21 protein-coding genes and 1 riboswitch are annotated in these 21,533 nt (G+C 74.1%); of the genes, 10 read left to right on the forward strand and 11 right to left on the reverse strand.

From position 1 onward, the window contains the following. Window positions 1-2: 2 nt before the first annotated feature. A riboswitch (cobalamin riboswitch) is annotated at window positions 3-121 on the reverse strand. A gap of 51 nt (window positions 122-172) precedes the next feature. Then, a complete protein-coding gene (locus J2S66_RS22130; RefSeq protein ID WP_310309147.1) occupies window positions 173-1,363 on the reverse strand; it encodes a cytochrome P450 in 1,191 nt (396 codons plus the stop codon). A gap of 36 nt (window positions 1,364-1,399) precedes the next feature. Here J2S66_RS22130 and J2S66_RS22135 point away from each other — a divergent pair, with 36 nt between their 5' ends. Then, window positions 1,400-2,578, forward strand: a complete 1,179-nt coding sequence (locus J2S66_RS22135; protein ID WP_310309148.1) for an 8-amino-7-oxononanoate synthase — start codon at window positions 1,400-1,402, stop codon at window positions 2,576-2,578. Here the strand turns inward: J2S66_RS22135 and J2S66_RS22140 are convergent. Together J2S66_RS22140 and J2S66_RS22145 are read right to left on the reverse strand one after the other, a co-directional pair. Further along, entirely contained in the window at window positions 2,532-2,987 is a 456-nt protein-coding gene (locus tag J2S66_RS22140) for a GNAT family N-acetyltransferase (RefSeq protein ID WP_310309149.1), read from the reverse strand. The two genes, J2S66_RS22135 and J2S66_RS22140, sit on opposite strands and share 47 nt — an antisense overlap. 20 nt (window positions 2,988-3,007) lie before the next feature. After that, window positions 3,008-3,730 (reverse strand): serine protease, encoded by a 723-nt coding sequence (locus tag J2S66_RS22145; RefSeq protein ID WP_310309150.1) that lies wholly within the window; start codon window positions 3,728-3,730, stop codon window positions 3,008-3,010. Between the two features lie 177 nt (window positions 3,731-3,907). Here J2S66_RS22145 and J2S66_RS22150 point away from each other — a divergent pair, with 177 nt between their 5' ends. Continuing rightward, a complete protein-coding gene (locus J2S66_RS22150; protein ID WP_310309151.1) occupies window positions 3,908-4,519 on the forward strand; it encodes a LysE family translocator in 612 nt (203 codons plus the stop codon). Between the two features lie 82 nt (window positions 4,520-4,601). Here J2S66_RS22150 and J2S66_RS22155 read toward each other — a convergent pair whose 3' ends face one another. After that, window positions 4,602-5,417: a S1 family peptidase gene (locus tag J2S66_RS22155; protein ID WP_310309152.1), complete on the reverse strand. Its 816-nt coding sequence runs from the start codon at window positions 5,415-5,417 to the stop codon at window positions 4,602-4,604. A 54-nt stretch (window positions 5,418-5,471) separates the two neighbouring features. Then, a complete protein-coding gene (locus tag J2S66_RS22160; RefSeq protein WP_310309153.1) occupies window positions 5,472-6,491 on the reverse strand; it encodes a M48 family metallopeptidase in 1,020 nt (339 codons plus the stop codon). A 70-nt stretch (window positions 6,492-6,561) separates the two neighbouring features. Here J2S66_RS22160 and J2S66_RS22165 point away from each other — a divergent pair, with 70 nt between their 5' ends. Further along, a complete protein-coding gene (locus J2S66_RS22165) occupies window positions 6,562-7,491 on the forward strand; it encodes an alpha/beta hydrolase (RefSeq protein WP_310309154.1) in 930 nt (309 codons plus the stop codon). Window positions 7,492-7,510: 19 nt separating this feature from the next. Here J2S66_RS22165 and J2S66_RS22170 read toward each other — a convergent pair whose 3' ends face one another. Further along, entirely contained in the window at window positions 7,511-8,092 is a 582-nt protein-coding gene (locus J2S66_RS22170; protein ID WP_310309155.1) for a TetR/AcrR family transcriptional regulator, read from the reverse strand. Window positions 8,093-8,163: 71 nt separating this feature from the next. Between J2S66_RS22170 and J2S66_RS22175 the strand changes: the two genes are divergently transcribed. After that, window positions 8,164-8,844, forward strand: coding sequence for a CatB-related O-acetyltransferase (locus J2S66_RS22175; protein ID WP_310309156.1), 681 nt, complete (start codon window positions 8,164-8,166; stop codon window positions 8,842-8,844). A gap of 17 nt (window positions 8,845-8,861) precedes the next feature. On the opposite strand, the gene J2S66_RS22180 is transcribed toward J2S66_RS22175, so the two are convergent. Continuing rightward, window positions 8,862-9,662, reverse strand: coding sequence for an SAM-dependent methyltransferase (locus J2S66_RS22180; protein WP_310309157.1), 801 nt, complete (start codon window positions 9,660-9,662; stop codon window positions 8,862-8,864). Between the two features lie 155 nt (window positions 9,663-9,817). Between J2S66_RS22180 and lon the strand changes: the two genes are divergently transcribed. From lon to J2S66_RS22195, 3 genes are all read left to right on the forward strand, one after another. Continuing rightward, on the forward strand, window positions 9,818-12,187 hold the full coding sequence (lon, locus tag J2S66_RS22185; RefSeq protein WP_310309159.1) for an endopeptidase La: 2,370 nt from the start codon (window positions 9,818-9,820) through the stop codon (window positions 12,185-12,187). Window positions 12,188-12,312: 125 nt separating this feature from the next. Beyond that, the gene (locus J2S66_RS22190; RefSeq protein ID WP_310309160.1) at window positions 12,313-12,840 is read left to right on the forward strand and encodes a YbhB/YbcL family Raf kinase inhibitor-like protein; all 528 of its coding nucleotides are present in this window, start codon (window positions 12,313-12,315) and stop codon (window positions 12,838-12,840) included. 40 nt (window positions 12,841-12,880) lie between these two features. Continuing rightward, window positions 12,881-14,254: a mycothione reductase gene (locus J2S66_RS22195; protein WP_310309161.1), complete on the forward strand. Its 1,374-nt coding sequence runs from the start codon at window positions 12,881-12,883 to the stop codon at window positions 14,252-14,254. Between the two features lie 40 nt (window positions 14,255-14,294). Here the strand turns inward: J2S66_RS22195 and J2S66_RS22200 are convergent, their stop codons facing one another. Beyond that, complete coding sequence (locus tag J2S66_RS22200; RefSeq protein ID WP_310309163.1) at window positions 14,295-15,434, reverse strand: MFS transporter; 1,140 nt, start codon at window positions 15,432-15,434, stop codon at window positions 14,295-14,297. Between the two features lie 203 nt (window positions 15,435-15,637). Between J2S66_RS22200 and J2S66_RS22205 the strand changes: the two genes are divergently transcribed. Continuing rightward, entirely contained in the window at window positions 15,638-16,309 is a 672-nt protein-coding gene (locus J2S66_RS22205) for a FadR/GntR family transcriptional regulator (RefSeq protein ID WP_310309164.1), read from the forward strand. Window positions 16,310-16,443: 134 nt separating this feature from the next. Here the strand turns inward: J2S66_RS22205 and J2S66_RS22210 are convergent, their stop codons facing one another. After that, window positions 16,444-17,352, reverse strand: coding sequence for a LysR family transcriptional regulator (locus J2S66_RS22210; RefSeq protein ID WP_310309165.1), 909 nt, complete (start codon window positions 17,350-17,352; stop codon window positions 16,444-16,446). 73 nt (window positions 17,353-17,425) lie between these two features. Here J2S66_RS22210 and J2S66_RS22215 point away from each other — a divergent pair, with 73 nt between their 5' ends. After that, window positions 17,426-18,325 carry an EamA family transporter gene (locus J2S66_RS22215; RefSeq protein WP_310309167.1) on the forward strand — a complete coding sequence of 300 codons (900 nt, stop codon included), beginning with the start codon at window positions 17,426-17,428 and terminating at the stop codon, window positions 18,323-18,325. A gap of 19 nt (window positions 18,326-18,344) precedes the next feature. On the opposite strand, the gene J2S66_RS22220 is transcribed toward J2S66_RS22215, so the two are convergent. After that, window positions 18,345-19,904 (reverse strand): cobyric acid synthase, encoded by a 1,560-nt coding sequence (locus tag J2S66_RS22220; RefSeq protein ID WP_310309168.1) that lies wholly within the window; start codon window positions 19,902-19,904, stop codon window positions 18,345-18,347. Between the two features lie 7 nt (window positions 19,905-19,911). On the opposite strand from J2S66_RS22220, the gene J2S66_RS22225 reads away from it, so the two are divergent. Continuing rightward, window positions 19,912-20,610, forward strand: coding sequence for a hypothetical protein (locus J2S66_RS22225; protein ID WP_310309169.1), 699 nt, complete (start codon window positions 19,912-19,914; stop codon window positions 20,608-20,610). Between the two features lie 6 nt (window positions 20,611-20,616). Here the strand turns inward: J2S66_RS22225 and map are convergent, their stop codons facing one another. Continuing rightward, complete coding sequence (map, locus tag J2S66_RS22230; protein WP_306747544.1) at window positions 20,617-21,477, reverse strand: type I methionyl aminopeptidase; 861 nt, start codon at window positions 21,475-21,477, stop codon at window positions 20,617-20,619. Window positions 21,478-21,533: the final 56 nt, after the last annotated feature.

Genomic DNA, 21,533 nt, shown 5'->3' on the forward strand with positions numbered 1-21,533 from the left:
GGTGAACGATCACTCGGGGGGCGAGTTCCTGACTCCCGGGGTGAACCGGTCACAGTGGCGGGACCGTGCCGGATTCGCACCGGCTTCCTCGCGCACCCCTACAACCCGGGCATCGTCGCACTTCGCCCGGCGGGCTCCAAGCCCCGGGCCGGTGCCGCGGGGGCGACCGCCGTCACACCCGCCCGGACCGCGGCGTGCCCGTCCCGTCCCCCAGCAGCACCGGGACGGCCACCGGCGCGCGGAACGACAGCAGGCCGAGCATGGGCGGCGGGTCGTCCGAGGCGAGCCGCAGGCGCGGGAAGCGGCGGGCGGTCTCGCGCAGCACCACCTCCGCCTCCAGCCGGGCCAGCCCCGCGCCCGGGCAGAAGTGCCGCCCGTGGCCGAAGGCCAGGTGGCGGCGGTTGTCCGGGCGGGCCGGGCAGAACCGCTCCGGCTCGTCGAACACCTCCGGGTCGGAGCCGCTGCCCATCAGCATCAGCAGCAGCGGCGCCCCCGCCGGGACCGCCACGCCCGACAGGGTCACCGGCTCGGCCGTCACCCGCCGCCACGTGCTCACCGGCGGCTCGCGCCGCAGCACCTCCTCCACGCACGCCGCCGCGAAGCCCGGCTCGTCGAGCCGGGACCACAGGTCGCCGTGCCGCAGGACCGCGTGGAACGCCGCGCACAGCAGCTGCGTCGTCGTCTCCTGCCCGGCGACCAGCAGGAAGTAGCACAGGCCGGCGGCGTCGCGCGGCGGCACGCCCGCCGTGCGCAGCGCGCCGAACAGGTCGTCGTCCCCGACCGCGGTCCTGATCCGCGAGGTCAGCCACCGGTGGAACGCGGCGGCGGGCTCGGCCAGCTCGCGCTGCCGCTCCGGGGTGACGTCACCCCAGAACAGCTCCAGCGACGCCGTGCTCCACGCCTTGAGCGCGGCGACGTCCACGTCGCGGATGCCCAGGACCTCCAGCAGCACGACCGCGGGCAGGTCGCGGGCCAGCGCCGGGTGCAGGTCGGCGGCACCGGACAACCGGTCCAGCCGCTCGCGGGTCAGCTCCGCGACGCGCGGGCCGAGCGCGGCCACCCGGGCGGGGGTGAGGAAGCGGGCCACCAGCCGGCGCAGGCCGGCGTGGGTGGGGGTGCCGTTGTTGGCCAGCGTCGGTGGCAGCGAGAACCCGGCGCGGGCCAGCGTCCGCAGCACCGGGCGCGGGATCGGGACCACCGCGTCCAGCGCGTTGTCCGGGCGGAACCGGCGCGGGTCGGCCAACGCGGCGCGCACGTCCGCGTACCGGCTGACCAGCCACAGCCCGGTGCGCCCGTCGCGGTGGACCGGGGCGTTCGCGCGCAGCTCGCGCAGGTCGCCGGGGCCGTGCCGGAAGAGGTCCACGCCGGCACGGTAGCCGTCGGATGCGACACTCCCGGCGTGAGTGCGCACACGGGCGAGTCGGTGTTCGACTGGATCGACACGCGGGCCGAGGCCCGCGCGAAGGCCGGTCTGTCACGCCGGGTCCGGCCCCGCCCGGCCGACTCGACGGACCTCGACCTGGCTTCCAACGACTACCTCGGCCTGGCCCGGGACAAGCGGGTCACGGGTGCCGCCGCGGCGGCCTCGCTGCGCTGGGGCGCGGGCTCGACCGGCTCGCGGCTCGTCACCGGCTCGATCGAGCTGCACACCGAGCTGGAGTACGAGCTGGCGAACTTCTGCGGCGCGCAGTCCGCGCTGGTGTTCTCCTCCGGCTACGCGGCGAACCTCGGCGTGCTGACCGCCCTGTCCGGGCCGGGCACCGCGATCGTCGCCGACCAGCACATCCACGCCTCGCTCATCGACGGGACCCGGCTGTCCAAGGCCGACGTCGTGGTCGCCGGGCACTGCGACGTGCCGCAGGTCGCGCGCGCCCTGTCCACCCGGGGCAAGCGGCGGGCGCTGGTCGTCACCGACTCGGTGTTCTCGGTGGACGGCGACCTCGCGCCGCTGGCCGAGCTGGCGGCGGCGTGCCGCGAGCACGACTCGGCGCTGATCGTGGACGACGCGCACGGCCTGGGCGTCATCGGCGAGGGCGGGCGCGGCGCGGTGCACGCGGCGGGCCTGGCCAAGTCGCCGGACGTGGTGACGACGCTGACGCTGTCCAAGTCGCTCGGCGCGCAGGGCGGCGCGGTGCTCGGCCCGGGCCGGGTGATCAGGCACCTCGTCGACACCGCGCGCACGTTCATCTTCGACACCGGCCTCGCGCCGTCGAGCACCGCGGCGGCGCTGGCCGCGCTCAAGGTGCTGCGGGAGGAGCCCGACCGGCCGGCCCGGGCCCTGGGCGTGGCCCAGGACCTCGCGTTCCGGCTGAAGGACAGGGGGCTGCGGGTCAGCACGCCGACCGCGGCCGTGGTGTCGATCCAGGCACCGTCGGCCGAGGCGGCGTTCGGCTGGGCCGAGGCGTGCCGCGCGCAGGGCGTGGTCGTCGGCTGCTTCCGGCCGCCGTCGGTGCCCGACCAGGTCTCCCGGCTCCGGTTGACCGCCCGCGCGGACCTCACCGAGGCCGACGTCGAGCGGGCCGTACGGGTGATCAGCGAGACCGGCGCATCCGCTGGTGCGGTATCCCGTCCTCGATGAACTCCGCGCCCTCCGGCACGAAGCCGAACGACGCGTAGAAGTCGACGACGTAGGTCTGCGCGTCGAGCACGCAGCCGGCGTCGCCGACCTCGACGAGCGCGGCGTCCACCAGGCGGCGGCTGTGGCCCCGGCCGCGGGCGGCTCGGGCGGTGCAGACGCGGCCGATGCGGAAGCCGCCGCCGGGTTCCTCCAGCAGCCTCAGGTACGCCTCCGGGTGCGGCGAGCCGGCGGACTCCAGCCACAGGTGCCGGGTGCCGGGCTCCAGGTCACGCCCGTCCAGCTCCGGGTAGGGGCAGCCCTGCTCGACCACGAACACGTCCACGCGCAGCGCGAGCAGGGCGTACAGCTGCCCGGTGGTCAGGTCGGCCGACCACTGCCTGCGCAGGGTGGCGTGGGGTCGCTGGCTCACGCGGCTTTGGTACCACAGTCTCAGATCAGGTCGAGGTACCGGCTCAGCCTCGTGTAGACGCCCGGCTGGTCGGGACGCGCGCAGCCGCGGCCGAAGGACACCACGCCGACCAGCGCGCCGTCCACGATCAGCGGGCCGCCCGAGTCGCCCTCGCACGCGTCCTTGCCGCCCTCGGGGTAGCCCGCGCACACCATGCCCTCGGGGCGGTAGCCGGGAACCTCGGCGGCGCACTCGGCGTCGGCGCGGATCGGCACCTCCACCTGGCGCAGCCGCCTGCTCGGCGCCTTCAGCTCGCCCGTGCGGCCCCAGCCGTAGACGGTGGCCCGCGCCGGGCCGGTGTCGGCGACGCGCACCGGGCGGACGGGCACCGGCTCGGCCAGGGTGAGGGTCGCCACGTCGTGCCCGGCGGCGACGTCGGTGAAGTCGGGATGCCGCCAGACGGCCCGGACCGCGACGGCGTGCCCGTCGCCGCCGTCGAGGTCGGCGCGGCCGACGAGCGCGGTCAGCTCCTCGGGACGGCGGTCGCGCTTCGTGACCGCGGTGCGCTCGATCGTGCAGTGCGCGGCCGTGACGACCCGGTCCCGGTCGATCAGCGCGCCGCCGCAGAACACGGTGCCCGCCCGGTCCGCCAGCGCGACGACCCACGGCACGGCGGGGGCCTCGCGGCCGCCGACGATTGCGTCCGCGGGCACGGCGGACAGGACCAGCACCAGGACGGCGAAGACCGGCGCGCTGATGCGCATGGCGTACCCCTCTACGTCAGGTGGTCGATCGGGCACCGACCGTAGCGGACCGGGACCGAGAGCGGCAGTCGGGTATCAAAACCGGAAAATCTGTTGTTACGATCTCTCAGAGCCGAAGAATCGACGGCTTGAGAGACAGATCACGCCGATCTGTCCGGATCACGAGGGGGGTTTCCCATGCACCTGGACTTCACCCAGCTCCCGGCGTTCCTGATCGCGTGCGCGGTGGTCGTGCTGACGCCCGGGGTGGACGCCTTCCTCCTGCTGCGCACCTCGATGCGCGCGGGCACCCGAGCCGGGTTGTGGGCGCTGGCGGGCATCCACACCGCCGCGTTCGCCCAGGTCGCCCTGGTCATCTCGGGCCTCGGCGCGGTGATCGCGCGCTACCCGGCGGTGCTGACCTCGCTGCGCTGGATCGGCGCGGCCTACCTGCTGTACCTGGCGCTGTCCATCGCGCGCGGCCTGCTCCTGCGGCGCTCGGGCGGCGAGACGGCGGAGGTGGCCTCGGACCGGCCGTTCCGGCAGGGGTTCCTGACCAACATCACCAACCCGAAGATGCTGCTGTTCTCACTGGCGTTCCTGCCGCAGTTCATCGGCACGGGCGACCCGACGTGGCAGCTCGGCATGCTCGCGGCGGTGTTCCTGGGGCTCGCGGCCCTGTGGGAGCTGACGATCGTGGTGGCCGCGGCGCGCGTCGGCGGCTCGCTGCGGCGACCGGGCGTGACGACGGCGCTGGACGCGGTGTGCGCGACGGTGTTCGTGACCATGTCGGTCGGGCTCGTCCTCTAGCCACCCCCTCCGGCCCCCCGGCCTCCGGGCCGCCCGCCGCGCGGGTCCCGGGGCAGCGGGGTCCGCGCGACGGGGTCGGCGGTCAGGAGTCGAGCTGCTCCCGGAGGACGTCGTGGTAGGCCGCCACACGGCTGTAGACGCCCGGCTTGCCCTCGCGCGCGCAACCCTCGCCCCACGAGGTGACGCCGATCAGCTTGCCGCCCGCCACCATCGGACCGCCCGAGTCGCCCTGGCAGGTGTCCACCCCGCCCTCCGGGTAGCCCGCGCAGGTCATCGTGGCCTCGTCGTACTGGAAGTAGGCGGCGGAGCAGTCCTCGTCCGACATCACCGGCACGGTCGCCGCCAGCAGGTACCGCGACGCCGGGGCCTGCTCGCCGGTGCGGCCCCAGCCGAGGACCCGCGCCCGGGACCCCTCGGCGTACAGCTCGCCGTCCTCCGGGCCGGCCGGCGGCAGGGGCTCCTGGTCGACGGCGTCGCGCAGCGTCAGCACCGCGATGTCGTCACCGCGGTCGGCCGCCACGTAGTCGGGGTGGACCCACGGCCTGGACGCCAGCCGGACGACCTCGCCCTCGTCGCTGTTCTTGTCCCCGCGCCCGACCACCACGCGGGTGTTCCTGGTCGTCCGGCCGACGGCGCAGTGCGCGGCGGTCACCACCTTGGTCGGCGTGACCAGCGTGCCGCCGCAGAACTGGAACCCGCTCGCGTCGGTCAGGTACACCACCCACGGGTGGTCCTCGATGGACACGCGCTCGCCGCCGACCACCCGGTCGTCCGCCACCCGGTCGTCCGCCATGCGGTCGTCCACCACGCGGTCGTCGGCCGAGGCCGTCCCCGCGAGAGCCATCAACAAAGTCACCATCAACGCGGCAAGCCGCATCGGCCCCTCCTCGTAGATCACCAGGCATCCACGAGGAGGTTAACCAGAACGGCTCATCACGTTCGGCTGAACAGCCTAATTACCACCGAACTTGCTACGGACCTTGCCCGCGGCACCCGCCAGCACGTCGCCGAACTCGTTGAAGACCTTCATCAGCGGGTCCTCGGACTCGGCCGCCGACTCCTTGTAGGACCGGGCCGCCGCCTTGAGGTCGTCGGCGAACGCGCCGGTCGGCCGGTCGGCCTCGCGGCGCTCGTACTCACCGGTCAGGATCGCCCGGTACTCCTCGCCCGCCGCCCACTTCTGGAGCTCCGCCGCCCGCACCACGGCCAGCGGGTGCGTCAGCGGCCAGGTGCGGATCAGCTTGAGCACCGAGTCGCGCACGTCGTCGACCTGCTCGTACTCCTTGGCCTGCTTGAGGAACTCGGCCGTGTCGACCTGGCTCAGGTCCATGCCGCCCGCCATGGCCACGTGCACGCGCAGCGCGGCCGCCGGGTCCTGCACGCACAGCAGGCCGGCGCGGTCGCAGGACAGCTCGGTCTTGCGGTACCACTCGCACAGCGCCGCGATGACCGCGCGGATCGCCCAGTAGCCGGCGGGCATCCAGCCCAGGCCGTACTGGAGCTGCATCAGCCGCTGGAGGATCGTCTGGTAGAGGGCGTGCCCGGACAGCACGTGCCCCATCTCGTGGCCGATCGCGAAGCGCAGGCCGTCCTGGTCGAGCAGCTCGACCAGGCCCGTGGTGAGCACGATGAACGGCTTGTCGATGCCGAGGCTCATCGCGTTGGGCACCGGGTCGCGCCGCACGAACAGCTCGGGCACCGGGTCGACGTCGAGCGTCGCCGCCACCTCCAGCCGGAGCCGGTCCAGCTCCGGGTACTGCTTCGGGCCGACCCGGATGCTCGACGCCAGGTAACCCAACCGCTCGCCGCGTTCGGTGAACGCGCCCGCCACCGCCTGCAACACCGGACCGATGCCCGGCACCGCGCGCAGGACCGCCAACGCCCCCCGGTCGACCGGGTGCTCGTACGCCCTGGGGCTGATGCCCGGGAAGCGGACGCGCGCGGTCGACCGTTCGATCTCCTCGCTGCTCATGCGCCCCAGCGTGCCACGCCCCGACGACCGCCTCCCCCCGTTCGGGGGAATCGGCGTGCACACTTGCCCGGTGGACGCAGACGCGCTCGGGACCGACTACGAGACCCGCACGCTGCCGCTGGGCGGCGAGCTGAACGCGGTGCTGGTGCGCCGACGCGCGCAACCGGCCACCCGGGGTGCCGTGCTGTACGTGCACGGCTTCGCCGACTACTTCTTCCAGCGGCACGTGGCCGAGCACTTCACCGCGCGGGGCTTCGACTTCTACGCGGTGGACCTGCGCGCCTACGGCCGGTCGCTGCGCCCCGGCCAGGTGGCGAACTACGTGACCGACCTGACCGAGCACTTCGAGGAGATCGACGCCGCGGTGCGCGTGATCCGCGAGGAGGACGGGCACCGGCACCTGGTCCTGATGGGCCACTCGACCGGCGGCCTGACCACCAGCCTGTGGGCGCACGAGCGCCGCGACGACGACCTGGTCGACGCGCTGGTGCTCAACAGCCCGTGGCTGGACCTGGCCGGGTCGTGGTTCATGCGGACGATCGGCACGGCGGTCGTGCGCGGCGTGGGCCGGGTGGCCCCCAGGCTGGTGCTGAGGCCCGGGCTGGGTCCCGTGTACGGCCAGAGCATCCACCGCGACCACCACGGGGAGTGGGACTTCGACCTGGCGTGGAAGCCGCTGGAGGCGTTCCCGGTGCACGCCGGGTGGCTGCGCGCGGTGCGCCGCGCCCAGGCGCGCCTGCACCGCGGCCTGGACGTGCGCGTGCCCGTGCTGGTCCTGCGGTCCGGGCGCAGCCACCTGCACGCGAAGGCGTGGACGCCGGAGGCGATGACGGCGGACGCGGTGCTGGACGTGGAGCACATGCGGCGGTGGGGGCCGAAGATCGGGCGTCACGTGGTGCCGGTGGCGGTCGAGGGCGGGATGCACGACCTGTTCCTGTCGGCGGAGCCGGTGCGGCGGCGGGCGCTGGCCGAGGTGGACGAGTTCCTCGACTCGGTGTGAGCCGGGGCCGGCCGGGGCGTCAGAAGACCCCGGCCCGGGCGGCGGCGAGCGCGGCCCGGGCGGCGCGTTCCGCCGTGGCGCGGTCGACCGGTTCGCCGGACACGAACACCCGGTAGAAGATCGGCGCGCACGTCTGGCGGACCAGCTCGCGCGCGTCCACGCCCGGGGGCAGCTCACCGCGCTCGACACCCCTGGCCGCGATGGCCGCCGCCGCCTCGTGCCGGGCGTCGTAGTAGGCGCGCTTGGCCTCGGCGGCCCGGTCCGAGTGGAGGGCGGCGGCGACCAGGCCGATCGGCACGGCCCGGGTCTCGGGGTCGGCGAAGGCGTCGACCACCTCGGTGGCCAGGGCGATCAGGTCGCCCTCGACGGCACCGGTGTCCGGGGCGGGCCAGTCGACGTCCCGGCCCCGGTCCAGGGCGTCGGCGACGAGGACGTCCACCGAGCCCCACCTCCGGTACACGGTGGTCTTGTGCACGCCCGCGCGGTCGGCGACGTTCTCGACGGTCAGCCGGGGGTAGCCGCGTTCGGTCAGCTCGGCGTGCACGGCGTCGAGGACGGCGTCGCGCACGCGCGCCGAGCGCCCACCGGGTCTCGTGGTCACGTGCAACTCCAGTTGCGTCAGCGGGTCGATGCGTGTCACCCTAACGCAACCCGAGTTGCTTTAGGAGTTCCGTGATCCCCGACCCGAACCGGCTCCACCCGCTGCCGCACGCCGAGCGCGTCGTGCACCTGAAGCCGCTGGTCACGTCGCCGGTGATCGAGGTGGGCGAGTACACCTACTACGACGACCCGGAGCACGCGACCGAGTTCGAGACCCGCAACGTCCTCTACGGCTACGGCGCCGAGAAGCTGGTGATCGGGAAGTTCTGCGCGCTGGCCACCGGCACCCGCTTCATCATGGCCGGCGCGAACCACCTGGACACCGGCGTGTCCACGTTCCCGTTCACCATCTTCGGCGGCACGTGGCAGGACAGGACCGTCGACCTGATCACCGGCATGAGGACGCGCGGCGACACCGTCGTCGGCAACGACGTCTGGTTCGGCTACGGCTCGATCGTCATGCCGGGCGTGACCGTCGGCGACGGCGCGATCGTCGCCACCGGTTCCGTGGTGGTGGACGACGTCCCGCCCTACACCGTCGTCGGCGGCAACCCCGCCCGCCCGATCAAGCGGCGCTTCCCGGCGGAGGACGTCGCCCGCCTGCTGCGCGCCCGCTGGTGGGACTGGCCGGTCGGGTTGATCACCGAGCACGTCCGCACGATCATGGCCGGCCGACCCGAGGACGTCGAGCGCGTCGCCGAGGAGAACGGGCTCGGCGCTCCCGCCCGACCGGGTCCCACCCCACCCCGGTGATCAGGGCTCGCCGGTGATCAGGGCTTGCGGCCGACCCCGGCGTAGGCGCTGATGTAGGCGTCGTCCGAGTCCGGGCGCCACTCGGCCAGCGGCACGACGCCGGGCTCCGCCACGTCCAGGCCCTCGAAGAACGCGGTGATCTCGGCGCCCGAGCGGAGCACCAGGGGGCTGTCGGTCTTGCGGTAGATCGCGTTGACCTGCTCGCCGCCCTCGATGCCCTCCGCCGAGATGCCGTCCCAGCTGGCGTGGGAGATGGCGACGTGGCTGCCGGGCGCCAGCGCCTCGCGGTAGCGGGCGATGGCGGAACGCGGGTCGTCGTCGTCCGGCACGAAGTGCAGCACCGCGACCATCAGCAGGCCGACCGGGCGGTCGAAGTCGATCATGCGCTTGACCTCGTCGTGCTCCAGCACGGAGGCGGGGTCGCGCAGGTCGGCCTGGATGGCGCTGGCCTGCGCGTTGTCCGCGAGCAGGGCCGTGCTGTGCGCCACCGCGACCGGCTCGACGTCGGCGTAGACGACCTTCGCCAGCGGGTTGGCCTGCTGGACGATCTCGTGCACGTTGCCCACGGTGGGGATGCCCGAACCGAGGTCGAGGAACTGGTCGATGCCCTGCTCCAGCAGGTAGCGGACGGCGCGGCGGAGGAACGAGCGGTTGGCCCGCGCCGCGCCGGACATGCCGGGGAAGATCTGCTCGACCGACTTCGCCGCCTCGCGGTCGACCGCGAAGTTGTGCGAGCCGCCCAGGTAGTAGTCGTACATGCGGGCCGCGCTCGGCCGGTCCAGGTCCACCGAAGACGGGACCCAGCTCGCCTGTTCCATGCGCACATCTCCTCGTCAGCCGGACTGCGTGATCGTCGTCGGGCGCCCGACGGGGCACAACCCCCGAATGGACGCTCGCTCAGGGCGAACACCTACCGGAAACAATGCCCCGCTCATCTTGGTTGAGCCAATCAGACTCAACTCTGGAGGAGAACATGGGCGAGACGTTGGCGCTCCCGGTGCTGCCGCTGGACGACGTGGTCGTCCTGCCCGGCATGGTCGTGCCGATCCGGCTGAGCGGCTCGGACGCCACCGCCGAGGCCCGCGCCGCCGTCGAGGCCGCCACCGCGGCGGGTGGCCGGTTGCCCGACGGGAAGTCCGCGGTGCTGCTGGTGCCCCGGCTGGACGGCAAGTACGCCAAGGTCGGCACGCTGGCGCTGATCGAGCAGGTCGGCCGGCTGTCCGGCGGCGAGCGCGCGGCCGTGGTGCGCGGCACGGAGCGGGTCCGCATCGGTACCGGCACGACCGGCCCCGGCGCGGCCCTGTGGGTGGAGGCGACGGTGGCGGACGTGCCGCCGGTCGACGACCGCACCCGCGAGCTGGCCCGCGAGTACCGGGCCGTGGTGACCACGATCCTCCAGCAGCGCGGCGCCTGGCAGGTGGTCGACTCGGTGCGGCAGGTGGACGAGCCGTCGGCGCTGGCCGACCTCGCCGGCTACGCCTCGTACCTGGACGACGGGCAGAAGGTGTGGCTGCTGGAGACCGCGGACACCGCGCGGCGGCTGGAGAAGCTGCTGGAGTGGGGCCGCGAGCACCTGACCGAGCTGGACGTGGCCGAGACGATCCGCAAGGACGTCACGGAGGGCGTGGAGAAGCAGCAGCGGGAGTTCCTGCTGCGCCGGCAGCTCGCCGCGATCCGCAAGGAGCTGGCCGAGCTGGACGGCAAGCCCGCCACCGAGGAGCAGGACTACCGGGCCCGCGTCGAGGGCGCCGACCTGCCGGAGAACGTGCGCGCCGCGGCGCTGGCCGAGGTCGACAAGCTGGAGCGGACGGCCGAGCAGTCGCCCGAGGTCGGCTGGATCAGGACGTGGCTCGACACGGTGCTGGAGCTGCCGTGGAACGAGCGGACCGAGGACTCCTACGACATCGCGGGCGCGCGGGCGGTGCTGGACGCCGACCACGCGGGCCTGGACGACGTGAAGGAGCGCATCACCGAGTACCTGGCCGTGCGGCGGCGGCGCGCCGACCGCGGCGTGGGCGTCGTCGGCGGACGCCGGTCCGGCGCGGTGCTGGCCCTGGTCGGTCCGCCCGGTGTCGGCAAGACGTCGCTGGGCGAGTCGGTCGCGCGGGCCATGGGGCGGAAGTTCGTCCGGGTCGCGCTGGGCGGCGTGCGGGACGAGGCCGAGATCCGCGGCCACCGGCGCACCTACGTGGGCGCGCTGCCCGGCCGGATCGTGCGGGCCGTCGCGGAGGCCGGCTCGATGAACCCGGTCGTGCTGCTGGACGAGATCGACAAGGTCGGCGCGGACTACCGGGGCGACCCGACCGCGGCGCTGCTGGAGGTGCTGGACCCGGCGCAGAACCACACGTTCCGGGACCACTACCTGGAGGTGGAGCTGGACCTGTCGGACGTGGTGTTCCTGGCCACGGCCAACGTGCTGGAGTCCATCCCCGGCCCGCTGCTGGACCGGATGGAGCTGGTGCGGCTCGACGGCTACACCGAGGACGAGAAGGTCACCATCGCGCGCGACCACCTGCTGCCGAGGCAGGTCGAGCGGGCGGGCCTGACGACCGAGGACGTGTCGGTCTCCGAGGGCGCGCTGCGCAAGCTGGCCGGCGAGTACACCCGCGAGGCGGGCGTGCGGCAGCTGGAGCGCTCGCTGGCGCGGGTGCTGCGGAAGGTGACGGCGCGGGTCGCGCTGGGCGAGGCGACGCTGCCGGTGTCGGTGGACGTGCCGGACCTGCGCGGGTACCTGGGATCGCCCAAGCACACGCCGGAGTCGGCGGAGCGCACGGCGGCGCCGGGCGTGGCGACGGGTCTCGCGGTGACCGGCGCGGGCGGTGACGTGCTGTTCGTCGAGGCGTCGCTGGCCTCGGAGGGCACCGGGGCGGCCGGCGTCACCCTGACCGGCCAGCTGGGCGACGTGATGAAGGAGTCGGCGCAGATCGCGCTGTCCTACCTGAAGTCGCACGACGACCGGGCGGCCGTGCTGTCCCGGCGCGGGGTGCACATCCACGTGCCGGCGGGCGCGGTGCCGAAGGACGGGCCGTCCGCGGGCGTCACGATGACGACGGCGCTCGCGTCGCTGCTGTCGGGGCGGCCGGTGCGGGCGGACGTGGCGATGACCGGCGAGGTGTCGCTGACCGGCCGGGTGCTGCCGATCGGCGGGGTCAAGCAGAAGCTGCTGGCCGCGCACCGGGCGGGCATCACGACCGTGCTGCTGCCGCGGCGCAACGAACCCGACCTGGACGACGTGCCGGCGTCGGTGCGCGACGAGCTGACCGTGCACCTGGTCGGCGACGTGCGCGAGGTCCTCGACCTGGCGCTGGAGCCGGTCGCCGCGGGTGCCACCGCGGCGGCCTGACCCGCCACCGGCCCGACCGGCCGGAGCCCCGGCGACCCGCGTGGTCGCCGGGGCTCCGGCGCACGTGGCGCCCCGCGCGCGCCGCGCCCTGCGACGCCCCCGCGCCGCCGATAGGGTCGTGCGGCATGAGCCTCGAACGACCCGTCGCCCCCGACCCGTACGCGCTGCTGCCGCAGGTGCCCTCGTTCACCGTCTCGTCGACCGACGTCGAGGACGGCCAGGCCCTGCCGCAGGCCCAGGTGTTCGAGGGCGGCAACACCTCGCCGCAGCTGACCTGGACCGGCTTCCCGGAGGGGACGAAGAGCTTCGTCGTCACCTGCTTCGACCCGGACGCCCCGACGCCGTCGGGCTTCTGGCACTGGGTGGCGGTGAACATCCCGGCGACGGTGACCTCGCTCGACACCGGCGCGGGCGGGTCGGACGACTCGCTGCCCGCCGGCGCGTTCCACGTGCGCAACGACTACGGCACGCGCGCGTTCGGCGGCGCCGCCCCGCCGCCCGGCGACCAGGTGCACCGCTACTTCTTCGTGGTGCACGCGGTCGACGTGGCGGAGTTGGACGTCGACGGCGACGCCTCGCCCGCCGTGGTGGGCTTCAACCTGGCCTTCCACACGCTGGCCCGCGCGATCCTCACCCCGACCTACGCGCACTGACGTCGGGAACAAGCGCCCCGCGCCGGGAGTTGGAGCCGACGTGAGGCACTTCGACCTGGTCATCATCGGCACCGGTTCCGGCAACTCCATCGCGGACGAGCGGTTCGCCGGCTGGAACATCGCGCTCGTCGAGAAGGGCGTCTTCGGCGGCACGTGCCTGAACGTCGGGTGCATCCCCACGAAGATGTTCGTGCACACGGCGGACGTCGCCGGGGCCCCGGCCTCGGGCGCGCGGCTCGGCGTGGACGCCCACCTCGACGGCGTCCGGTGGACGGACGTGCGCGACCGGATCTTCGGGCGCATCGACCCCATCTCCGAGGGCGGCCGGCGCTGGCGGGCCGAGGAGAACGCGAACGTCACCGTGTTCGCCGGCACGGCGCGGTTCACCGGCCCCAAGACGCTGGACACCGGCACCGGCGAGACGATCACCGCGGACCGCTTCGTGATCGCGGCCGGCAGCCGCCCGGTCGTGCCCGAGGTCGCGGACATCGGGACCGTCGGCTACCACACGTCCGACACGGTCATGCGCCTCGACACCCTGCCGGCCCGGATGACCATCCTGGGCGGCGGGTTCATCGCCGCCGAGTTCGCGCACGTGTTCTCGTCGTTCGGCGTCCGGGTCACGATCGTGGGCCGCTCCGACCTGCTGCTGCGGCACGAGGACCGGGAGGTCGCGCGGCGCTTCACGCGGATCGCGTCGGAGAAGTGGGACGTGCGGCTGCACCGCAAGGCCGTGCGGGCCGAGCGCGTGGACGGCGTCGTGCGCCTGCACCTGGAGGGCCCGGACGGCGCGGAGGTCGTGGAGTCGGAGGAGCTGCTGGTCGCGGTCGGCCGCACGCCCAACTCCGACCTGCTCGACCTGGCCGCGACGGGCGTCGACGTGCGCCCGGACGGCCGCGTCGTCGTGGACGAGCACCAGCGGACGTCGGTCGAGGGCGTCTACGCGCTGGGCGACATCAGCTCCGAGCACCAGCTCAAGCACGTGGCCAACCACGAGGCGCGGGTCGTGCAGCACAACCTGCTGCACCCGGACGAGCCGATCGCCTCGGACCACCGGCACGTGCCGTCGGCGGTGTTCTCGTCGCCGCAGATCGCGTCGGTCGGCCTGACCGAGGAGCAGGCGGTCGAGCGCGGCCTGCGGTACGTGGTGGGGTCGCAGGCGTACGCGTCCATCGCCTACGGGTGGGCCATGGAGGACACGACGGGCTTCGCGAAGGTGCTGGCCGACCCGACCACGGGCGAGATCCTGGGCGCGCACGTGATCGGCCCCCAGGCGCCGACGGTGATCCAACCGGTGATCCAGGCGATGAGCTTCGGCCTGGACGCGAGGACCATGGCGCGCGGCCAGTACTGGATCCACCCGGCGATGCCCGAGGTGATCGAGAACGCCCTGCTCAACCTGCCGCTGCACTGAGCGGGCGCGGTCCCCGAACGCGCGAAGGGCCGGCCGGCCGTCACACGGTGCGCGGGCGGCCGGCCACGTAGCCGAGGACCGTCAGCAGCACGAGCAGGACCACCAGCAGCAGCATGGACACCGTCCAGGTGCCCGTCGCGCCGCGCAGCACGCCGAAGGCGAAGGGGCCGCTCGCCGAGATCAGGTAGCCGATGCTCTGCGCCATCGCGGACAGCCTGGCGGTGTCGGCGGAGTTCGCCGTGCGCAGCGAGATGATCACCAGCGCGAGCGGGAACATGCCCATGCCGACGCCGACCAGCACGACCCAGAGGCCGGGCGCGGCGGCGGGCGCGAGGGCCAGGCCCAGGACGCCCAGCACGGACAGCGCGCCGAGCGCCACGACGAGACCGGACTGGCTGCGCCGGCGGGCCGCGAGGGGCGGGACGATCAGGCTGACCGGGACGCCGAGGACCATGGTGACGGCGAGCAGGAGGCCCGCGGTGGTGCGGTCGACGCCCGCGTCGCCGAGGATCTGCGGCAGCCAGCCCATCACGGTGTAGGCCAGCAGCGACTGGAGGCCGAAGAAGACGGTGACGACCCAGGCCAGCGGGCTGCGGAACAGCGAGCGGCCGGGGGCGGGGAGGCGGGTGGCGGCGGTGCGCGCGGCGGTGCCGTGGCGGGCGCCGGCGGTCCAGACGAGCAGCGCGGCGAGGGACAGCAGGGCCCACGCGCCGACGGCCGGGCGCCACGAGCCGAAGAACGACTCCAGGCCCGGGGTGAACGCGGCGCCCAGTGCCGCGCCCGCGGCGAGCGCGGCCGTGTAGACGCCGGTGACCAGGCCGACCCGGCCGGGGAACGACTCCTTCACGACCACCGGGATGAGGACGTTGCAGACGGCGATGCCCGCGCACGCCACGAACGTGCCGCCGAGGACCGTCAGCGGGCCGTCGAGCACCCGCAGGACGAGGCCGACGGTCAGCACGGCCAGCGACAGGCCGACGGCGCGCGCCATGCCGAGGCGGCGGCCGAGCCAGGGCGCGAGGAACGCGGCGGCGCCGAAGCACAGCGTCGGCACGGCGGTCAGCGCGCTCGTCCAGGCCGTCGACACGCCCAGCGACGTGCGCACGTCGCCCAGCACGGAGGCCAGGCCGGTCACCGCGGGGCGGAGGTTCGCGGCGGCGAGCGCTACGCCGATCGCCAACAGGGTGCTGCCGACCAGGGCAACTTGACGACTACGCCGCACGGCACCGGTGGCACTACCAGCAGGATGGTCGGCGATCGTCGCATTGGCACGGGGATCAGTGGCAATGTTGACGGTCGACGGTGACACGTCCGACCGGGTCTGCGGGATCGTCACCGGATTACTATCGCAGACATGGGATGTTCGGATGAAAGGATGATGCTGTGCCGTTGGCCACTACTCGGCGGGCAGGGCTCGTCGACCAGGTGATCGACCAGATGCGAGGTGCGATCGCCGCCGGTGAATGGCCGGTCGGTCGCCGCATCCCGCCGGAACCCGAGCTGGTCACCGCGCTCGGGGTGGGCCGCAACACCGTGCGGGAGGCGGTGCGCGCGCTGTCCCACGCCGGCCTGCTGGAGGTGCGCCAGGGCGACGGCACGTTCGTGCGCGCCACGAGCGAGCTGTCCGGCGCGGTCCGCCGGATGTGCGGCAGCGAACTGCGCGACGTGCTCCAGGTGCGGCGGACGCTGGAGGTCGAGGGCGCCCGGCTGGCCGCGACGAACCGCACCGACGACGAGCTGCGCAGGCTGGAGGAGCTGCTCGCCGAGCGGGACGAGGCGCTGGGCGCGAAGGACTGGGCGAAGCTCGTCGAGCGGGACACCGCGTTCCACGTGCTGCTCGTGCGGTGCTCGCACAACACGCTGCTCGCCGAGCTGTACCAGGGCCTGACCGAGGCGGTCCGGGCCAGCATCACGGCGACCGTCGAGACCGACCACGACGACGACCAGGTCTCGCACACCGGCCTGCTGGACGCGGTGCGCGACCGCGACGCCGCGCGCGCCGCCGTGGAGGCGGGCGGTTTCCTGGAGGACCTGCTGGAGCGGCACAAGCACTAGCCCGCGCCGGGCGGGGACCCCCCACGACGGCGGATCCGTGGGAGGCCCCCTGGGTGGGTGGCTCGGCGGGACGTCGGCCCACCTGGGAATCGTCACGAGGGGGCATTACGCAACAGCGTGGAGCACAATCGTCATCACGCCGTGTCCCGCAGCCCCCAGCACTCGCGCAGGGCCGCGAGGGCGGCCGTCACCGCGGGCCGCCTGCTCGCCTGCGTGCGCCACACCGCGAACACGCGGCGGGTCGGCGTGGGCCGGAACGGCACCGCGCGCACCGAGTCCGGCAGCGCGCCGCGCCCGAGCCGGGGCAGCAGCGCGACGCCGATGCCCCTGGCCAGCAGCGCGAGCTGCGTCTCGTACTCGGCGACGCGGTGCGCCAGGTCGGGCTCCATGCCCGCGCCGCGGAAGGTGTTCACCAGCCAGTCGTGGCAGATCGCCCCCTCGGGCTGGCAGATCCACCGCTCGCCGGCCAGGTCCTCCGGCGTCAGCGACTCGCGCGCCGCCAGCCGGTGGCCGACCGGCAGCAGCACGTCGGCCACGTCCTCGCCGAGCCGCGCCCGCGACACCGGCCCGGGCACGGCGAGCGGCGCGTTGACCCAGTCGTGCGCGACCACGAGGTCCAGCTCACCCCGCGCCACCGCCTCCAGCCCGTCCGGCGGGTCCAGCTCCACCACCCGCACGTCCAACTGCGGGTGGCGCTCGTGCAGCAGCACGAGGGTGGTGGGCAGCAGGCCGCGCGCGGCGGTCGCGAACGCGCCGACGCGCAGCTCCCCCACCGCGGCGCCGCGCTGCTCCTCCAGCGCCACCTCGACGCCCTCGACGAGCGCCAGCACCTGCCCGGCGGCCGCCGACAGCAGGTGCGCCGCGTCGGTGAGCGCCACGCCCCGGCCGCGCCGCTCCAGCAGCGTGGTGCGGGTCTCGCGCTCCAGCTTGGCGATCTGCTGGGACACCGCCGAGGGGGTGTAGCCGAGCGCGGTGGCCGCCGCGCCGACCGAGCCGTGCGTCGCCACCGCGTGCAGCGCGCGCAGCCGTCCGAGGTCCAACATGCAGCGATCCTAAACTGAAGACTTCAGAACTCGTTGCTGGTGCTAAACGTTCGCAGCGCCGAGAGTGGAGCGCGTGAAACCACGCCACGCCGCCCTCGCGGTGCTCGTCGCCACCATCTGGGGCGTCAACTTCGTCGTCATCAAGGTGGGCCTGCGCGACTTCCCGCCGATCTTCTTCTCCGCGCTGCGCTTCCTGGCCGCCGCCGTGCCCGCAATGTGGTTCGTCGGCCGGCCGCGCGTGGCGTGGAAGTGGATCGTGGCCGTGGCGCTGGCGCTGGGCGTGGCGAAGTTCGGGCTGCTGTTCGTCGGCATGGCCGCGGGGATGCCCGCCGGGCTGTCGTCGCTGGTGCTCCAGAGCCAGGTGTTCTTCACCGTGCTGCTCGCCGCCGTGCTGCTGCGCGAACGGCCGAGCGCCGTGCAGGTCGTCGGCATGGGCGTGGCGGCAGTCGGCATCGTGGTCATCGGCGCCGACTACGGCGCGGGCAGCCCGCTCGGCGCGTTCCTGCTGGTGGTCACGGCCGCGCTGGCGTGGGGCCTGGCGAACGTCGCCACCCGGCGCGCCCAGGCGGCCGACCCGCTCAACTTCATCGTCTGGGTGAGCGCGGTCGCGTTCCCGCCGCTGCTCGTCCTGTCCCTGGTGTTCGAGGGCCCGGCGGCGGACCTCGCCGCGCTGCGCGGGCTCGACTGGTCGAACGTCGGCGCGATCCTGTTCATCGCGTGGGTGTCGACGCTGCTCGGCTTCGGCCTGTGGAACTCCCTGCTGCACACCTACGAGGCCGCCGTCGTCGTGCCGTTCGCCCTGCTGGTGCCGGTGGCGGGGATGCTGTCGGGGTGGCTGCTGCTGGACGAGGCGGTCACGCCGGTCCGGCTGGGCGCGGGCGCGCTGGTGGTGCTCGGCATGGCCGCCACCACGATCCGCCGCCGCGTGCCGCGCGTGGAGCGGGACCTGGCGACGGCGGTCGCGGCGCCGTAGCCGCCGCACGCGCGGGCGCTCACGACACGGGCGGCGCACCCGCGGGCGGTACGACGGGCAGTCCCCGCGGCGCACCGCGCTCCAGCAGGTCCATCACCGCACCGGTGTCGAGGTGCTCGACGACCAGGTCGCCGAGCAGGTCGAGCTGCGCGGCCCGGCGTCCGGCGAAGTCGACGTCCGGCGCGGGGGTGAAGCCGTCGCGGCCCGCGTGGCCCGCGGCCCAGCGCAGGAACGCCCGCCGGAACGCGTCGTTCTCCAGCAGCCCGTGCCAGTGCGTGCCCGCCACGCGCCCGCGCAACGCGCCCTCCGCCGTGCCGTCGGCCAGGGTCACCAGGCCGTCCTCGGCGGTGCGCGTGACCGAGCCGTGGTGGATCTCGTAGCCGGTGACGGGTTCGCCGAACGCCGTGCCGCGCGGGTTCTCCAGGGTCTTGTCCGCCGCGAACCGCACGTCCACGTCCAGCAGGCCGAGCCCGGCCACCGTCCCCGCGCGGGACTCCACCGGGTCGTCGATGCGCGCGCCGAGCATCTGGAACCCGCCGCAGATGCCCAGCACCGGGCCGTCGTGCGCGGCGACCGCGTCGGCGAGGCCGGTGGCGCGCAGCCAGCGCAGGTCCTCCACGGTGGCCTTCGAGCCGGGCAGCACCACGAGGTCCGCGTCGGCCAGCCGGGACGGCTCGGTGACGAACCGCACGGACACGCCCGGCTCGCAGGCCAGCGCCTCCACGTCGGTGGCGTTGGAGATGCGCGGCAGCCGCACCACCGCCACCCGCAGCCACTGGTCGCCGCGCGGCGCCTCCGGCCGCCCGATCACGCCGTCCGCGGCGTAGGACAGCGAGTCCTCGGCGTCGAGCCACAGCTCCTCGCGCCACGGCAGCACGCCGTGCACCGGCCGCCCGGTCAGCGCCCGCAACTGGCGCAGACCCGGTTCCAGCAGGGCCGGGTCACCGCGGAACTTGTTCACCACGAACCCGGCGACCAGCGCCTGGTCGGCCGGGTCCAGCAGGGCGAGGGTGCCGAACAGGTGCGCGAACACCCCGCCGCGGTCGATGTCGCCGACCACCACCACCGGCAGGTTCGCGGCCCGCGCCAAGCCCATGTTCGCGATGTCGTCCGCCCGCAGGTTGATCTCGGCGGGCGAGCCCGCGCCCTCGCAGACCACCGCCTCGAAGTCGTCGCGCAGGGAGTCGAGGGTGTCGAGCACGGTGCCCATCAGCTCGGCCTTGCGCGCCCGGTAGGACAGGGCGGACACCTCGCCCACCGCCCTGCCCAGCACGACGACCTGCGAGCTGCGGTCGCCGCCCGGCTTGAGCAGCACCGGGTTGAACCGCACGCTCGGCTCCAGCCCGCACGCGGCGGCCTGGAGCGCCTGCGCCCGGCCGATCTCGCCGCCGTCGCGCGTGACGACCGAGTTGTTGGACATGTTCTGCGCCTTGAACGGGGCGACCGCCACGCCCTCGCGCGCCAGCCAGCGGCACAGCCCGGCGACCAGGACGCTCTTGCCCGCGTCCGAGGTCGTCCCCGCCACCAGCAACGCGCTGCGCACGAATGTCCCTCCGCCGTCGGTCCCGGCTGACATCATCCACGTCATGGTCGACGTCCCCGCCACCGCGGTCCTGGTGCACAGCCCGTACCTGGGACCCGCCAGCCTCCGCCCGCTCGCCCGGGTCCTGGCGTCCCTCGGGCACCCCGTGCTGATGCCGGACCTGAGGGCGACGGTCAACGCCGCGCCCGTGCACCAGCGGCTCATCGGGGTGTTCGCCGACGCGGTCGAGGAGTCCGAGGTGGCGGGCGACCTGGTGCTCGTCGGCCACGGCGGCGCCGGTCCGCTGCTGCCCGCGTTCGCCGACGCGCTGGAGACGCCGGTGCTCGGCCTGGTGTTCCTGGACGCCGAGCTGCCCACGCCCGGCCGCAGCTGGCGCGACGACGCGCCCGCCGAGCGCATGGCGCGCCTCAAGTCCCTCGCGCGGGGCGGCCTGATGCCGCGCTGGGACCTGTGGTTCGCGCCCGAGGCGCTGTCGGCGATGGTGCCCGACGTGCGGCTGCTGGAGGAGATCGTGGGTGAGGCGCCCGAGGTGCCGCTGGCGTTCCTGAAGGAGGACCGGCCCACCGTGTCGTGGACCGGGGCCTGCTCCTACCTGCGGCTGAGCGCGGTCTACGACGCCGCCGCCGGCCGGGCCCGCGAGCTGGGCTGGCCCGTGGTGCCGCTCGACGCGCACCACCTGGCCGCCGCCACCGAGCCCGACCTGGTCGCCTCGGCGCTCGTGCCGCTGCTCGGCCGGCGGTGACCCTCGTCAGCAGACGGTGAGGATCTCCGCGCCGTCGTCGGTCACGACCAGGGTGTGCTCGAACTGGGCCGTCCAGCTCTTGTCGCGGGTGGTGACGGTCCAGCCGTCGTCCCACACGTCGTGCTCGATGCCGCCGAGGGTGATCATCGGCTCGATGGTGAACGTCATGCCCGGCTCGATGACAGTGGGGACGTGCGGGGCGTCGTAGTGCAGCACGACCAGGCCGCTGTGGAAGGTGCGGCCGATGCCGTGGCCGGTGAAGTCGCGCACCACGCCGTAGCCGAAGCGGTTGGCGTACGCCTCGATGACGCGGCCCACGACGTTGAGCTGCCGGCCCGGCTTGACCGCCTTGATGGCGCGCATCGTGGCCTCGTGCGTGCGCTCGACCAGCAGGCGGACCTCCTCGCGCACGTCGCCGGCCAGGAAGGTGGCGTTCGTGTCGCCGTGCACGCCGCCGATGTAGGCGGTGACGTCGACGTTGACGATGTCGCCGTCCCGCACGACCGTCGAGTCGGGGATGCCGTGGCAGATGACCTCGTTCAGCGAGGTGCAGCAGGACTTCGGGAAGCCGCGGTAGCCGAGCGTCGACGGGTACGCGCCGTTGTCGCACAGGAACTCGTGCGCGACGGCGTCGATCTCGTCGGTGGTCACGCCGGGCACGATGACCTTGCCCGCCTCCTGGAGGGCCTGCGCGGCGAGCCGGCCTGCGACGCGCATGGCCTCGATCACCTCGGGCGGCTGCACCCACGGGTCGGTGTTCCTCTTGGGCTCCGACCGGTCCACGTACTCGGGGCGTTCGATCCCCTCGGGCACCGGACGACGCGGGGACTGCACACCTGGCTGGAGGACGGCACGAACGGACGACATGCCCCCAGGTTACGACGCGTCGTGGAGCGGACCGCGCCGTGTGCCCGTTGTGCGGC

Source organism: Saccharothrix longispora, assembly GCF_031455225.1.
Lineage (GTDB): Bacteria > Actinomycetota > Actinomycetes > Mycobacteriales > Pseudonocardiaceae > Actinosynnema > Actinosynnema longispora.

Excerpts from the sequence above, each read along its gene's own strand:
- J2S66_RS22225 (WP_310309169.1), top strand. The coding sequence starts at position 19,912 with ATGGTCGACGTCCCCGCCACCGCGGTCCTGGTGCACAGCCCGTACCTG.
- J2S66_RS22220 (WP_310309168.1), bottom strand. The coding sequence starts at position 19,904 with ATGATGTCAGCCGGGACCGACGGCGGAGGGACATTCGTGCGCAGCGCG.
- J2S66_RS22160 (WP_310309153.1), bottom strand. The coding sequence starts at position 6,491 with ATGAGCAGCGAGGAGATCGAACGGTCGACCGCGCGCGTCCGCTTCCCG.
- J2S66_RS22190 (WP_310309160.1), top strand. The coding sequence starts at position 12,313 with ATGAGCCTCGAACGACCCGTCGCCCCCGACCCGTACGCGCTGCTGCCG.
- J2S66_RS22145 (WP_310309150.1), bottom strand. The coding sequence starts at position 3,730 with ATGCGCATCAGCGCGCCGGTCTTCGCCGTCCTGGTGCTGGTCCTGTCC.
- lon (WP_310309159.1), top strand. The coding sequence starts at position 9,818 with ATGGGCGAGACGTTGGCGCTCCCGGTGCTGCCGCTGGACGACGTGGTC.
- J2S66_RS22150 (WP_310309151.1), top strand. The coding sequence starts at position 3,908 with ATGCACCTGGACTTCACCCAGCTCCCGGCGTTCCTGATCGCGTGCGCG.
- map (WP_306747544.1), bottom strand. The coding sequence starts at position 21,477 with ATGTCGTCCGTTCGTGCCGTCCTCCAGCCAGGTGTGCAGTCCCCGCGT.
- J2S66_RS22180 (WP_310309157.1), bottom strand. The coding sequence starts at position 9,662 with ATGGAACAGGCGAGCTGGGTCCCGTCTTCGGTGGACCTGGACCGGCCG.
- J2S66_RS22210 (WP_310309165.1), bottom strand. The coding sequence starts at position 17,352 with ATGTTGGACCTCGGACGGCTGCGCGCGCTGCACGCGGTGGCGACGCAC.